General features: G+C 68.2%; 9 protein-coding genes. 2 read left to right on the top strand and 7 right to left on the bottom strand.

The features are described from left to right. Positions 1-127 precede the first annotated feature (127 nt). Positions 128-1,084, top strand: a complete 957-nt coding sequence (locus ACPA54_RS31000; RefSeq protein ID WP_423534722.1) for a hypothetical protein — start codon at positions 128-130, stop codon at positions 1,082-1,084. On the opposite strand, the gene ACPA54_RS30995 is transcribed toward ACPA54_RS31000, so the two are convergent. The 4 genes from ACPA54_RS30995 to ACPA54_RS30980 are packed head-to-tail and all read right to left on the bottom strand — an operon-like array spanning position 1,057 to position 11,270. Further along, complete coding sequence (locus ACPA54_RS30995) at positions 1,057-3,180, bottom strand: DEAD/DEAH box helicase (protein WP_423534721.1); 2,124 nt, start codon at positions 3,178-3,180, stop codon at positions 1,057-1,059. The two genes, ACPA54_RS31000 and ACPA54_RS30995, sit on opposite strands and share 28 nt — an antisense overlap. Before the next feature lie 40 nt (positions 3,181-3,220). Beyond that, positions 3,221-4,561 (bottom strand): BREX system ATP-binding protein BrxD, encoded by a 1,341-nt coding sequence (brxD, locus tag ACPA54_RS30990; protein WP_423534720.1) that lies wholly within the window; start codon positions 4,559-4,561, stop codon positions 3,221-3,223. Further along, positions 4,558-7,413, bottom strand: coding sequence for a BREX-2 system phosphatase PglZ (gene pglZ / locus ACPA54_RS30985; protein WP_423534719.1), 2,856 nt, complete (start codon positions 7,411-7,413; stop codon positions 4,558-4,560). Before pglZ ends, brxD begins: the two co-directional genes overlap by 4 nt. Continuing rightward, positions 7,410-11,270, bottom strand: a complete 3,861-nt coding sequence (locus ACPA54_RS30980; RefSeq protein WP_423534718.1) for a BREX-2 system ATPase PglY family protein — start codon at positions 11,268-11,270, stop codon at positions 7,410-7,412. Before ACPA54_RS30980 ends, pglZ begins: the two co-directional genes overlap by 4 nt. A gap of 246 nt (positions 11,271-11,516) precedes the next feature. Here ACPA54_RS30980 and ACPA54_RS30975 point away from each other — a divergent pair, with 246 nt between their 5' ends. Next, on the top strand, positions 11,517-13,367 hold the full coding sequence (locus ACPA54_RS30975; protein WP_423534717.1) for an ATP-dependent nuclease: 1,851 nt from the start codon (positions 11,517-11,519) through the stop codon (positions 13,365-13,367). Here the strand turns inward: ACPA54_RS30975 and ACPA54_RS30970 are convergent. The 3 genes from ACPA54_RS30970 to ACPA54_RS30960 all read right to left on the bottom strand — a co-directional run bounded on the left by ACPA54_RS30970 (position 13,353) and on the right by ACPA54_RS30960 (position 14,386). After that, a complete protein-coding gene (locus tag ACPA54_RS30970) occupies positions 13,353-13,742 on the bottom strand; it encodes a hypothetical protein (RefSeq protein ID WP_423534716.1) in 390 nt (129 codons plus the stop codon). The genes ACPA54_RS30975 and ACPA54_RS30970 overlap by 15 nt on opposite strands. A 45-nt stretch (positions 13,743-13,787) precedes the next feature. Further along, positions 13,788-13,964: a hypothetical protein gene (locus ACPA54_RS30965; RefSeq protein ID WP_423534715.1), complete on the bottom strand. Its 177-nt coding sequence runs from the start codon at positions 13,962-13,964 to the stop codon at positions 13,788-13,790. 221 nt (positions 13,965-14,185) lie between these two features. Next, positions 14,186-14,386, bottom strand: coding sequence for a DUF397 domain-containing protein (locus ACPA54_RS30960; RefSeq protein WP_423534714.1), 201 nt, complete (start codon positions 14,384-14,386; stop codon positions 14,186-14,188). Positions 14,387-14,388: the final 2 nt, after the last annotated feature.

The raw sequence follows: 14,388 nt of genomic DNA, 5'->3' as shown, positions 1-14,388 counted from the left end.
TCCACGGCGGATTCCCTATCCAGGTAAGGGAGTCCGCCTTTGGGCATCCCCAAGCGGCCGATGCGCCGCGCTGTGGGTGATGTGCAGCATGATGGCTGCGTTCGCCACACAAGGGGAAGGCAGTTCGATGGCGCTCGTCGCAGTCGTGTACGTACCGCAGAAGTCGAAAGGCAACTTTGAGATCGGCTGCCGCAGGAGCATCTGGGGCTGGCGAGATTCCGCGTTGGACAAGGCCGGAGCTCGCGCGGAACTCCGGAAGCTCCGCACCGGCGATCTGCTTCTGCTGGGGTACGGAGGCCCGCAGCCGCGCGTTTCGGCCGGTGGATGGGCAGGCGCTGCCTTGGCCACCACCGTGTTGGCCCAAGTCACGAGGCCTCCTTACCGCGACACGACGCCCGTGTGGCCGAACCGGGACGAGGTTTTCCCCGAGCGCCTGGACTTCCGGATTCTCACCACGGAGGACCGGGTGACGTGGGCGCCGCAAGCCATGGAAGCCTTTCGCATGTCCGCGAACAAACAGGGCGTGGCCGTGTTGCTGCCGGAGGATGAGTTTGCGACGGATGCCGATCGCTATGACGCGGTTGCGGCTGACACATACATGGACGATGAAGCTCCCCCTGAGCGAATCCTCGACGTCGAGGGGCGTCTGAGCCGCTTGGTCCAGGCCGTCGTCCGGTGTGAGCAGCCGAAGCTCCGCGAATGGCACTTCCCCCGCGGCAAGTCGGAAGGGGACTGCGCGTTGTGCGGCCGCAGGCTGCCCAAACGGATGCTGCACGTCGCCCATGTCAAGAAGCGTTCGCAATGCGACGCCGGCGAACTCGTCGACACCGTCAACACGATGAAGGCCTGTGTCCTGGGCTGCGATGCGCTCTTCGAGTACGGATATGTCCGTGTGGACACGGAAGGCTACATCCACGCGTATTCCGACGGTCCGTCCGCGACGAACGACCTCGCGGCGGCCGCCCGGGCCCTCGACGGACGCCGCTGCACCGCACACAGTGAGATCAGCGCGGCGTACTTCGCCTGGCACAGCGCATCCTTCGAGCAGCAGGCGCGTCACTCTGCAAGGGAAACGAACCGCTGAGGCTCCCGAAGGACAGCCTCCGCAGCCTCGAACGAGGCGAGTCGCGCAGCCAACGTGGCCACCGCCAGACGTTCCGGCAGTGCTGTCGAGAATTTCAGTCCTGCGAGTGCCTTCCGGTCCACGTCCGGTTGGCACAACCGCTCGGCGGCGTCCTGGACGGCTCCGCGCCATGCGGCAGGAGACACGTCGCTCCGCAGCCGGAGGTAGTTGTCCGTGAAACGTTGAGACGGATCCGTAACGGCCGACAGCGTTGTGGCCAACGTTGCGTTGACGCGAAAGCCCGCCCAAGTCCACCAGCGGACGTCGCCGTTCGGCGAGCGTACGATCGTCGTCCCACCAGGGTGGACTTGCGCCAGATAGTGCTCACGTGCCGAAGCGAGGGCTTCCGCCGCTCTGGTGGTGAGCCGGGCCGGCGGATCCGCCCCCAGCAGGACGTCACGCAGCGAACGAGTCATCCGGTACGACAATCCCGACTGCGTGCCGCTATGCCACCTGGCTTTGCCCCCGCCGTCGACCGGTTCCACGAAGCAGCGCTTTCGGTTCCAGTCGATGTACGTCACACGCCAACTGCGCCCGGCCAACAACAGCAGCCGCGGCCCTGTCGTCTGCTCGGTCAGCAGTGCGGGATCTGTCGTGCCGATCTCGGTGCGCCCGGACAGGACCGTGAACTCCGGTGCTGCGGTGAAGACCGCAGTGAGATCCATGAAGTGCCGCCGCCCGAACTTGCGCTCGGCTTCCGGCCCGACGAACAACATGCCACCGTCCTCGTCGAGGAATCCGGCTGCGACGAGATGCCTGAGGATCGGCTCCACTCCGGCCTGCCGAAAAGGTGCGAGGCCGTTCCACCACGGCGCCCACGACCGATCGCCGACCTTGTTCTCCTGCAGACAGAGTGCCATCAGCTGCTGGGCCACGATGTGTCGCGGCTCCGGCGGGGCGACGACCGGCTCGACCCAGCCCTGACCCCAGAGGTGGAGCAGGCCGGCCGCTTCCAAGACGGCATCCTCGTCCAGTGCGAGGAACAGGCAGTTGCGCGTGCTGCCCGGGCGACGTCCGGTGCGGCCGAGCCGTTGCAGGAACGAAGCTACGGTCGTCGGCGCATCGACCTGGATCACCCGGTCCAGATCGCCGACGTCGATACCCAGCTCCAGCGTACTGGTGGACACGATTACACAGTCACGTGCCTCGGCGAACGCCTCTTCGGAGCGACGCCGTTCGTCGAGGGACAGGCTCGCGTGCGACAGGAAGGTGGCGACGCCTTTGGCGCGCAGCGACTGCCCGAGCTCTTCCACCAGCCGACGCGAGTCGCAGAAGACGAGACGCTTCTCGCCACGGTGGAGCGCCGCGATGACTTTGGCTGCGTTGTCGACCGAGCCCACGTGATCCAACTGGATGTCACCGGGCGGCGGAGTGGCGGCGAGGGTCGGCTCGGGGGCCGTCAGGTGCGGCGCTACCACTGTCGCGGTTCGGTGGCCGACCGCGGAACCCTGCAGCCAGCCCAGCAGTGCTTCCGGGTTGCCGACCGTGGCCGAGAGCCCCACGCGCTGGATCGGCCTGCCGATCAGGTGGGTGAGCCGCTCCAGGACGGCCAGCAGATGCCAGCCCCGATCGTCCCCTGCGAAAGCGTGCACCTCATCGACGACGATTGCGCGTAGCCCGGAAAAGAACGACCGGTGGTCGACATTGACGCTCACCAGCATCGATTCGAGCGACTCAGGGGTCGTGAGCAGGATGTCCGGACGGCTGCGCAGGATCCGCTTTCGCCGCGGAGTGGACACATCACCGTGCCACAGTTCGGCGCGGCGCCCCAGCCAGTCGGCGTACCCGGCAAGCCGGGGCTCGAGGTTGTTGAGCAGTGCCTTGAGCGGACACACATAGAGCAGCGAGGTGCCCTGCCAATTCTCCGCCGCCATCTTCGACAACAACGGGAAAGCCGCGGCCTCGGTCTTGCCGCCCGCCGTCGGAGCGAGCAAGAGGGCGTCGTCGCCGGCCAGAAGCGGATCGACCGCCGCCTCCTGCAACGGCCGCAACCCCGGCCAGCCGAGGGTGTTGACGATGTGGTGGAGCACGACGGGATGAAGCGAATCGACGGACATCGGGCCCCTCAGCGCTGCGGGGTCGGCATGGTGCGGAAGCCTACAGATCCAGCGGAACGTCGCCGGCGGAGGCTGCGGCGTTGCGCTCGACCTCGCTCATTTCGCCCATGCCGAGGGTCAGCGCGTAGTCGCGCCGCGGGTCGAATTCCGGAAAGAGGTCGACGCGGTCGAGGACGTCGCCGACGAGCTTCTTCAGGAACAGCCGCGGTGCCACACCGACCTTGTCGCCCAACCCGCCGGCGACGGCACGGGCGAGATCGGCGAGGTATGAGTCGTCGACAAGTTTGCCGAGCCGCTCCGCGGTCGTCGTGTCTTCGATGCCCGAGGCGTACAGGTCCCTTACGCGACCTCCCAGCTCGGTCAGCGACGCCACCGTGAAGCCGGATAGGCGGATCTGGATCGCGCGCGGGTTGTCGAACCGGCTGTCCGTGGAGAAGTCCGTGGCCAGCCGCTGCGCCAGCGGCGCGAGCCGCTGGACTCCCTGCGGCCCCTCGAAGAACGCCGGGGTGCCGGTAATAACGAGGTACAGCCCGGGGAACCGGCCGGAGTGCACCTCGTCGATGAGCTGCCGGAGCGCGTTGAGCGCCTTGTCGCGGGCGTCCGAGCGAACGCGTTGCAGCGTCTCCACTTCATCAAGGACCACGAACAGGCCCGGATGACCGCTGTCGCGCAGCACCGACAGCAGGCCCTGGACGAATCCCAAGGCTCCGAAGTGGTCGATGTCGCCGCGCACCCCGGCCGCACGGCGCGCGGCAGCAGCCACATTGGGCTGCCCTCCAAGCCAGGCCAGGATGGCATCGGCCGTCGCCGGGTCGGAGGCTGTCACGGCCGCCCGGTAACCGCGCAGGGCACCGGCGAACATCGGTGCATTGCGGCTTACTTCAGCGAGGCGCAGGGTGAGAAGAGCATCGACGGCCTGATGGAGGGCGTCTGCATCGTCCGGGTCGAAGCCGCCGTCGGCGAGTGCATCCTCCTCGAGCGCGTAGAACCAGGCGTCGACGACCGGTCGCAGCGCACTGGGGGGAAAACTCGCGGTGGCAAGGCGCTCGGTGAGGCGCCGGTACACGGTCTCGAGCTTGTGCAGCGGTGTCTCGTTCTCCGAGACCTGCACTTCGGCGACCGCCATGCCGCGCCGCTTGGCGCGGTCGGCCAGCCACCGGGTGAAGAACGTCTTGCCTGAGCCGTACTCGCCGCGGACGGCCTTGAACACGGAACCGCCGGATGTGACGGCGGCCAGATCCTCGTCCACCGCGGTTTCGAACCGACCAAGCCCCACAGCCAGCAGGTCGAGGCCCGACTGCGGCACGGCCCCGCGGCGCAAGGCATCCAGAACGTCGCGGCGACGCGCGGCGCTGACCTCGCCGCCCGCAGGAGAACTCACGTGCCTGTGCCCTTTCCAAGGCCGAACTGGATGCGCAGCCGCGCGACGTCGAGGCGCACGGTACGTCCGCCGTCCTCGACCGTCACCACAGAGTAGTTCTCCACATTCAGGAGTCGCTGCAGGGTGATCGCGAACCCACCGGCGCGCGCGGCACGCACACCGGCGCGTTCGGCCAGCACCGCGGCGGGCAGCAGGTTGCCCTGCGCCCGCAGCAGCGCTGTCACGGCAGCTTCGACCTGGTCGAGTGGGACGGCCCGCGAGGACATCAGTTCCCGCTGCGCGGCCAGGACCGGCGACTTGAGCAGCGCGGCGGCCGTGGCCGCCGCCGAGTCCGATACGACCTCCGCGGTTCCGTCGGCGGTGTGGTCGGCGGGCGCGGAGGCAACCTCGATGAGCGTCATCTGCTGCTCGTCCGCGTCCTTGGTCCTGGAACGCCGGGCGGGCTTCCCGGACGGCACCGGTCGGCGTTCGACCGTGGACTCCGGCGCATTCAGCGACCACCAGGACGGCTTCTGGTCTTCCAGCCAGCTCCAGCCGGCGGGCACGCCGGCACCCAGTGGAAGGAATGCCATGAGCGGGATGGCTACTTCGGCGGAAGAGACGCCGCCGTGGTATCCGGCGTGTTTGGCGGTGTATCTGGCCTGCTCGTCCCACAACGCCACGACCTGCTGCCCCCGGGCGGCGACCCGGGGACCGGCCAACGTGACCTCCCCGGCCCCCGCGGGGCCGGATTCACCCGTGCGATGGCGTGCCGACGCGGAGTCGCTCACCGGCCGATGCACTGCGCCGCGGTCGAGCACGTGGCCGTGGTCGCTGGTGACGACGACGGCACGGCCGAGGTAGAAGGCATGGTCCAGGACCGTCCGCAGGACCCCGATATCGGCGATCCGCCAGGAGGAATCGGCGCGTTCGCGCCCCTTGTCCAACGCATCGTCGATGGTGTTGAGGACGATCGCGACTGCCGTGTCCGTGTCGTTGAGTGCCTCTTCGAGTTCGGCACCCAACGATTCACCGGCGTCGCCCAGCACACCGCCCTTGTGGAACAGCCGCACCCGGCGCCCCTTCCAGAAGGGGTGTGCATCGAAAGCACGGCGCTCGTCCTCCTGCCCCCCCTCGGTGAGCGCTGCCGCGAAGAGACTGGCTCGCGAGTACTTCGTCAACGTCGGCAGCGCCGCCACCACCGCCCGGCGACGGGGGGTGCTCCCCTCGCCCCAGGGGTCGTACTCCTCCCAACGTCGCTCCCGCAGTTGCTCCGCCAGCTCCGTAGCCACCGCGCCGCTCATACCGTCCAACACCAGGAAGAGGCATGGTCGGCGGCGGTCCTTGGGCCCGGCGACCAGCGGCGCCAGAACTTCGGGCAGCACGCGCTCGACCGTGAGCATGCTTCCCGGGTGGCTGCCGGCCGACGTCCAGGTCGCCAGCCGGTCGGCGAAGGCGTGGTCGAGGGCGCTGCGTCGGGCGCGGACCTCCTGATAGAGCCTCCGGTACGCCTGCTTCAGCTCGGCATTGACATCCTCGCCAGTCCACACGTGCCCGACGGCGCGGTCGACCCACGCCCATGCGTCCATGTGCTGATGGATGCCGGTTCCGACGTCGCTGACCGAAGCCGGGTCGGCGGGGTCGGCACGCAGCCATTGCACGAGCCGCTGGGCCATCTCGGCCTGTACCGCGCGGTGGTCGTGGACGCGCGCCCAGCGATGCCGGCGCAGAGCGGCCACTGCCTCGGCCAGTGCGATGAAGGGCTCGCCGCCGGGTTGTGGGGAGCCGAGGGCATCGAGCGTAGACTCGAGGCGGTTGGCGACGGTGCCCATGCGATGTTCGAAGCCCGAGCGGATGATGTCGCTGTACTGCGCCGCGTCCCGGGCGTTGAGCAGCGCAAGCAAGGCTTCCGCACGTTCGAGTACCGCATGTGCGAGATGGTCGTCGGTGCCGCTACCGGCCTCGAGCAGTTCGCCCACGGTCTTTGCTGCCGCCGCGGCGTACGTCCGGATGTCGGTGTCGGACAAGTCACCGAGGTCGAAGCGGTACATGATCCCGCCGCGCGCGCGCTCGGTGTCGTCCCCGGCAGCCGGCGCCCACAGCACTTGGGAGACGAGCCCGAGTGCCATGGCTTCCGGGCCGCCGGCGCGTTCGGGACCTTCCACGACACTGCGATTCGCGAGGTAGGCCAGTAGGACGCGCCCCGCCGGACCGGTGCTCTCGGCAAGCCATGCGGAAAGCCCTTCCCGCTCGACCTGGCGGAGTGTCAGGAAGTTGGCCACGAGCGAAGGTTCGGCGCTCCAGCGGATCAGCGCCGCGGCATCGAGGTCTTCGGCGGCGAGGCGGTCCTGCAGGCCGAGACGGCGCAGCGCGAGATGACGCAGCGCGACGTCACGGCTGAGTACGGTGCCGGCCATCCGCGGGGCATTGTCGGGCATGGCATCGACCAGTGCTTCGGCGATCCAGGCGTCTGCGGCCAGCCGCGGGTCTACCCGCTGCACCCCGAATTTGTCCTCGATCAGCCGCCACGGTTCGACATCGAAGACCTTTTGGCGCAGCACGTTGCTGAGGATTCCCGAGCCGAGGTCGGTGTCCTCGCGGTCGGTGAGCAGCACGAGGAAGGTGTCGTCGTCCGCGGCGACGTGCCTGGTCACTTGTTCCAGGACCGCCAGCCGTGACACGCACGCCTCGACCCGGATCGCGTACGGGCCGAGCGTGAACGCGGGCAGACCGGACCACACCGGATCGGCGCGGAGCAGCAGCACACGCTCGCCGTGCTTGCCGTGCCGCTTCAGGAGGCGCAGGACCTCCTGCTCCAGCGTGGCCGGCTTGATCCGGGCGGCCTTCGACCGCGCCGCCTCGGAGACGGTCACGGGCCCTCGACCACCTTCCACGTGATCTCCACGCGCGCCTCGGGCGCATTACGGGTGACGTTCTGCACGAACGCACGCAACTCGCTCACCGCCGCGTTGAGTTCGTTCGCGGCGACGACACGCGATTCCACCCCGGAACCCGCAGTCGGGGGCAATGTCGCGACGACGCGGCCGGCGGGCGGGAGCGCACCAGAGGGGACTGCCGACTTGCCGGGGGTATCCGTCCCGTCCTGATGGACCGGCGTCACCGGCGGCGGTACGGGGGTACGGGCCGCCATCGCCTTCTTGAGCAACGTCGTCGCTTCCCTGCGGGCCTGTTCGAGCGCGGGTTGCAGGGGCCTGACGAGTTCGTCGGTGAGTGCCGCGTCGTGCAACGCGGCGAGAATTCGCTGTGCCGGAGCCCGGTACGGATCGGGCAGGCCGGAGATCAGCTCGAACGAGTCCCACTGGCCGGCGTCACGCAGCGCGGCGTACACCTTGTCGGCGCTCTTGATGCTGCGGCCGATCCGCTCCGCGGGGCCGCCCAAGTCGACGGACGCGAGATGCGTGATGATGTCGAGGTTGTTGCTCCGCGAGGTGAGTCCGTCGAGGACCTCGGCCGCCACCCGGGCGCTGTGCAGCCTTCCGTCCTTGGCCGCCAGTGCCAGCCCGAGCTGGTCTGCGTGCTCTTCCAGTGCGCCGAGGAGCTGGTGCGCCGCGTCGCGGTAGCGTCGGGATTGGTCGGACAGTTCACGGACGAACTTGTTGACCAGCCGGGCGAGCGGCCTGGCGGGGACGGGGATTCCGAACATGTGCACGGCCCGCTCGCGCGCGCGGTCCCAGGCTTCGCCCGACGGGAGGCGCTGCTCGCGCAGGGCCATGTCGTCGGTGATGGAGGTCAGCTCCGGCGACGGGGCCACAAGCCCCCCGTGCCGGGTCCACGCGCGGTCGGTCTGCTCGGCGAACGCCGAGACGATCAGGTGCGCGACGAGCTTGTCGAGCCCGCGTGGCCTCGGTTCGTCCAGCCAGCGCAGCAGGTCGGCGACACGAACCTCGCTCTGGCTGCCCGCTTGCGCGATCTTCTGGTTGAAGAATTGCCGCCACTCGGTGCCGATGACGAATGCCGCCTCGTGCATCTCGCCAAGGCTAAGAGGATTGGCGATGCGGCGCATCGTCGGGCGGTCCTTCTTGTCCACCTCGACGCGGCCTTCGTCGGACTCGACGGCCCTGCGGATGTACTCGAGAACGGTCTTGGCGTCGGCTGCACGAACGACCGCTCCGGTCCGGTCCTGGTCGAGGTCCGGGTGGCCCGGGAACTGGTGGTCGAGCACCTGATCGCCGAGTCGGCGCATGGCGTCCTTGAGGGACGCCCCGAACGGGAGTTTGGGCTGCAGGCCCGGGTCCAGCGAGAACAAGTGGTCGTCGAACCCGAGGACGACGTCGCCTTGTTGCTTCTGAGCGAGGCCGTACGCCTCCCGGAGCGTGTCGCGCATGCGGTTCGTCAACGCGTCGCGTTGGCTGGACAGCGTCTGTCGGGCCCGGTGCCGGTCGGTCGGGTTGAGGTGCTGCGCGTGCTCGTCGAAGCGCTGGCCTGCCAGGATGTAGTCGAGGATCACGAGCTTGCGCAGGTCGGCATTGCGGTCCGGGGTGAAAAACGCCGGAACCCAGCACACCGTTCGGGGGTGCTCGCCGGACTTGGCCAGCGTCTGGATACGGGCACGGGCGTCCGCCGGGCCGTGGCCCTCGTCGAAGGGATAGGCGACGACGACGCGCCAGCCCGCCGAGTCCGCTGGGTGGAACGCGTGTGACACCAGGTCGTGTTCGTCCCGGATCACGCCGGCCACCACCTCGACCGACCGCTTGCTGCCCTTCCACACCAGGTCGAAGCGGTCGCCGTCGTACTGACCGGTCTCGGTGACCCCCAGATCCTCCCACAGCAGCCGCTTCACCAGGGCCTTGCGGGCGCCAGGCTTGTCGGCGAACGTCGCAGTCGCGATGACCGAAGCGACGTCCACGCCGACAAGTTCAAGTGCGACTGCAGGGTCGTCGTCGCCGCTGACTTTGATCTCGCCGAACTGCCCGGCCCAGTCGCGGACCTTCTTGGCGACCTTGGTGACCTCGCCGCCCGGGATCGGACTGGTGATGCTGCCGTGGTTCAGTGCGGACAGCCGCCGGACGGTGAGGTTCTTGAGGGCACTGACGGGCGCCAGCGCGGACAGCAGCAGCGTCTTGACGAGGCGGTCGTCGCCGCTGAACTCGCGGATCTTGGCCGCCAGTTGCTGGTCCGGCGGATCCTCATCGGCGGCCAGGTGCCCGGCCGCCGCGCGTTTCGCGAGGTTGACGTCGTCCTCGGTCAGGCCGTACTGGCCCAGCAGGTGGGGGCGGAGACTGGCCTCGTAGAGCTTCTGGGCGGCCTCGAACTCCGCCTTGAGCTTCTCGGTGAACGGCGCGTCCCCGGGCTGAGCGAGGGCCTCGTAAAGGTCGCCCAGCGGGACCAGCTGGCCGAGCCGGAGGTCGTCCCGGTGCTGGACGAGGATCGCCCGCATCAGCTTGAGCGCGGTGCGGGAACGCTGCAGGGCGCTGGAAACGTGCACCAGCGAGTCCATGAACGCCGGGCTGAACGGGTACGAACTGCGGAACGACTCCAGGTCCGCACCCGTGCCGCCGTCCGTGTCGAGGAGCGTGTCCCAGACGTCGCGGCGAATCTGCGTCGTGCGGTCGAACTCGCGCGCGATGCGTTCCGCGGCTTCGTCGCTGAGCGGCTTGAGGATGCGCTCGCGAGCGATGGCGGGAAGGTTCCGGTCCTCGAGCGTGATGGTGTCGAATCGGCCGTCCCAGAACTTCAAGACGTCCTGGAACGACTGCTCGGCGGCGCCCGAGACGTCGTCGCCCACCAGCTCCCGGAGGTCACGCTGCCGGGCGATGAAGCTCACGATGGGGACGGGCCGGTGCACGTCGCCGGCCTCGACGAACTTGCTGACCTTCTGCGCCTCACGTGCGACGAACTGCTGGTCGCCGATCGAGCTGGCCAGCCACAGCACCAGCTCGTCCAGGAACAGGACCAGCCCGTCGTAGCCCAGTTCGTCGGCATGCCGGCTGATCTCGGCGAGCCCTGGGTCCAGGGAGATGTACCCCTCGGCATCTTCCTTGGCGTTCGTGTAGAACCCGGCGAGCAGGTCCTTGAGCAGATCACCGACAAGTTGGCGGCGCAGCTGCTCGTCGACGGCTCCGTTCGTGGCGGCTAGCGCGGAGTCCAGCTTGTCGGAGGTCCAGAAGGGCTCGGCGTCACCCCACTCGTCATCCTCGCCCTCCTCGATGCCGGCCGGGAGCGCCGCCAAGAAGGCTTCGTCGCCCATACGACTGCGGAGCTTCCGTGCCTGGTCGAGCAGCGCGTCGGTGCGGTGCACCGCGGGGATCGGTGCCTCGGGGTGTATCTCGCGGACGCGGCTGACGTACCCGCCGAGAACTGCCTGCTCGAGCGACTTTGCGCCGATCAGGTGGTACGGGACCAGCAGGAACCGGCGTCCCTCGAGCCACGCGTCGTGCTTGTCGACGAGCCCGGAGAACTCGTTCCGCTGCCGCGCCGCCTTCTCGCCCCGCAGAAGCGCGTGCAGAACCGCCATGAAATGCGACTTACCGGAGCCGAACGACCCATGCAGGTATGCGGCCTTCGACCCGCCGCCTTCGACCGCCGCCTGGATCAGCCCGAGGGCCTGGTCGAAGTTGCCGACGAGCCGCGGCGTGATCACGTACTCGCGCAGCGTCGCATCCGCGTCCCCGACGCCCTCGGTCAGCTTGAGTACGAAGTCGCTCATACTCGTGCGCTCGGGGATCCGAATGAACTCGCGAAGCAATGGCTGCTGGCCCGGCGTGGTCATGACCAAAACTTTAGTGGGCGCCTGGGGCGCGTGGGTGCGGCCTGCGCGAAGTCGGTCGCCGGACATACCCAGGACAGTCCCACGAAGCCTCCGGCCCTGCCGACCCGCGAAAAGTAGCCAACCGGCCAAGAAGGAAGAACTAGCATGGGGTGCACGGGAGTCCTGGTGCATGTGTGACGTCCCGGGAGATGGCCGGCGGGCAGTGGGGTCCGCCTGGGCCGCAGCAGGAACGGAGCGACGTTCGCCTTGCACCTCAACAACATCAGCGCGGCGGGCTTCAGGTGCCTGGGTGAGGTACGCGGGATTCCGATCAGCGCGCCCACGATCCTCGCCGGCCAGAACGACGGCGGAAAGAGCGCGGTACTCGACGCACTGGCGTTCTTGCTCGGCGAGTACCGGCTGGTCGACGACGACCGGACATACCTGGTTGCGCCTGGAAGGGACGCCGGATCCAAGCGGTGCGACGAGACGTGGGTCGAGGGCGAGTTCGCCCTCGACCCGTGGGAGCAGGACAAGTTTCTGCTGCCGGAGACGTTGAGGTTGCGGCGGTATGTCGCAGGTGACGCCGATCCTGTGTGGCAGTGCCTGCTCCCCGTGCCGCACGACGAGCGCTTGCGCGGGGACTTGTCGAAGCTGCTCGTCGGTCCGCTTCGGGAACTGGTGAACGAGTTCGGCCTGAGTGCCGCGTCATCGAAGAAGCTGGACCTGATCGACGCGCTCAACGACCACGCGAAAGCCAATTCGGGCGCTCCCGGTTGGGTCGTGATGCCTGTCGCGTTGGTGCAGCGGCTGCCACGGATCCTGGCGTTCGACGGCCGTGACACCACGCCTGACAAAGCTGTGCGTACTGCCCTCGCCGGTCGCTACGAAGCACACATGGCCGACGAGACGCTGCAGGGCAGACTCCGTGAGATCGAGGGCGAGGTCCAGGACCTGCTGCGCGTTGACGCGAAGTCCCTGGTCGACCACATCCGCGAACGTTGCCCGGACCTGGCGCGCGTCGAGGTGAACCCCGAAGTGTCCTTCAGGCACGGGCTCGCCGGAACCCCGATACGTATCGCCAAGGTCTCCGGGGAGGCGGTCGGCCTCGACCGGTCCGGGCTGGGCAGCTCCCGCCGTGTGCTGCTGGCCGTCTGGGAGTGGAACAACGACCTGTTGGTCGGCAACAACGCCGTGCAGCCGAACGCGGCCGATGTCCCGGATGAGCAGGCGCCGGAGCCGCCGCTGCAGACCATCGTCGTGTACGACGAGCCGGATACCCACCTCGACTACAAGCACCAGCGCAAGATCATGCGGCTCATCCACGACCAGAGCAGCATTCCGAACGTCCGCGTGGTCGTGGCAACGCACTCAATGAACCTCATCGACGGCGTCGACATCGACGATGTCGTGCATCTCAAGCTGGTCGACGAGCGCACCGTCGTCGAGCGGCTCGGTGCGGACACCCACGACGAGATCGACGGACACCTCGCCCGCATCGCCGCGGCGGTCGGACTGCGGAACACAGTGCTGCTTCATGAACGCTGCTTCCTCGCGGTGGAGGGTGACACCGAGCAGCAGGCGTTCCCCACGCTGTTCCGGAAGGCGACGGGTCTGTCGCTGCAGGCCGCCGGGATTGCGCTGTGGGCGTGCAACAACAACGAGGGCGCGCTGCACCTGGCGCGCTACCTCGTCGAGCACAAGCGTTCGGTGATGCTCGTGGTCGACGCGGACAGTCAGGGCCTGCGGCTCTTCAAGGTGGACAGGCTGAAGGACGTCTTCGGGGCGGACGGCTATCGGAAGATCGTCAGGTATGTCGGTGCCACCAAGCAGGTCGCCGAACTGGAAGCGCTGTTCGACTCCACTGTCTGGGCCAAGACCGCGAACCGGATCTGGCCGAAGGACACCGATTGGGAACCGTCGGACTTCGATGACCTCAGGGGCACCGGCAAGTTCAGCTCCGCGGTTCAGCAGATGCTGCAGAGCAGCAGCCTGCAGGGCCCCGGAGGCAAGCCCCAGATGATGAGCGACCTGGCCGGTGCTTTGGACGGGCCTGAGGACATTCCGCAGGAGCTGAGGGACATCTTCGACGAGCTCCGGCAGCTAGCAGACGGATAGCGCCGTGTGCGGCGGGTTCTTGTCGAGCTTGCGGTGCAGACGGGCCTTCATGCGGGATTTGCGCTGTTCATCGGTGGGTGGGGTCCACTCGTGCCAACCCACCTCGGGCATCCAGCGTTGGGCGTGTTCGTACTGGCCGATACCGCACCAGCGGCAGCCGTTCGGAGGTGTGATTGCCTGGTCAGGACGTTGCGAACTGCGGGACATCATGCCTCCTTCCTGTACACATTTTGGCGGAGAGCACTGACAGATTCCGCGCTTCCGGCGCCAGTTCGCACCAACGCCGCCAGCTGCCAGGACGAACTTGTGGGCGTGCGGCGTCCGCGTGTCGATTGCTTCCTGGGCGTGCAGCACCAGCAGTTGGAGTGCGGCCATCAGGGGGTTGGTAGTAGGGGAAGGCCTCCGCGGCATCTGTGGCAGTCACCCGTACGCGGTGGCGCAGCGAGGCGGATCGACTTCGAAGAGCGGGGGAACGTTCCGGTCGCCGACGGCCCAGCGGCTGACGGTGATTCCGTGGTTGCCCGGCTGAGCCGCGGCGACGGAGCCGCCGAGGTTCAGGAGACGGAGCAGCTCCACGTACAGCTCGGTGTCGTCCACATGGGCCTCCTGGCTACGCGGGTACGCCGCCGCTCGGGACTCTGTGCTGCGTACCTCGGGGCCGGCAAGGCGAAACGTGGCCGCTGCCGTGTGGGGGAGGAGAGCGGGGCGCGAGCGGCCCGGGCAAGGGGCGTGGACCCTCGAACGACCGAGGACGCTTTCGAAGCAGACGAGGTGGCTGGGCGTCCGAACCCTTGCGGATGGTTCGCCCAGTCGCCTGGTCAGGCCTGGACCGCGCAGCCACCCTTTGATCGAACCAGCGCAGTCCACGCGCTCGGACTGAAACGGACGATCGGCCCGTCCGGACGCTTGCTGTCCCGGACTGCGGTGGTGCTCGGACTTGCCGACACCTCAACGCAATTGGCCAGCGTCTCCGAGTACGAGGACTTGACCCAAGTACAGGCGCGGGGCGTACGCGACATGC

It is taken from the genome of Uniformispora flossi (assembly GCF_049534875.1).
Classification (GTDB): domain Bacteria; phylum Actinomycetota; class Actinomycetes; order Streptomycetales; family Streptomycetaceae; genus Yinghuangia; species Yinghuangia aomiensis.
This window is presented reverse-complemented; position numbering and strand designations above follow the sequence as displayed.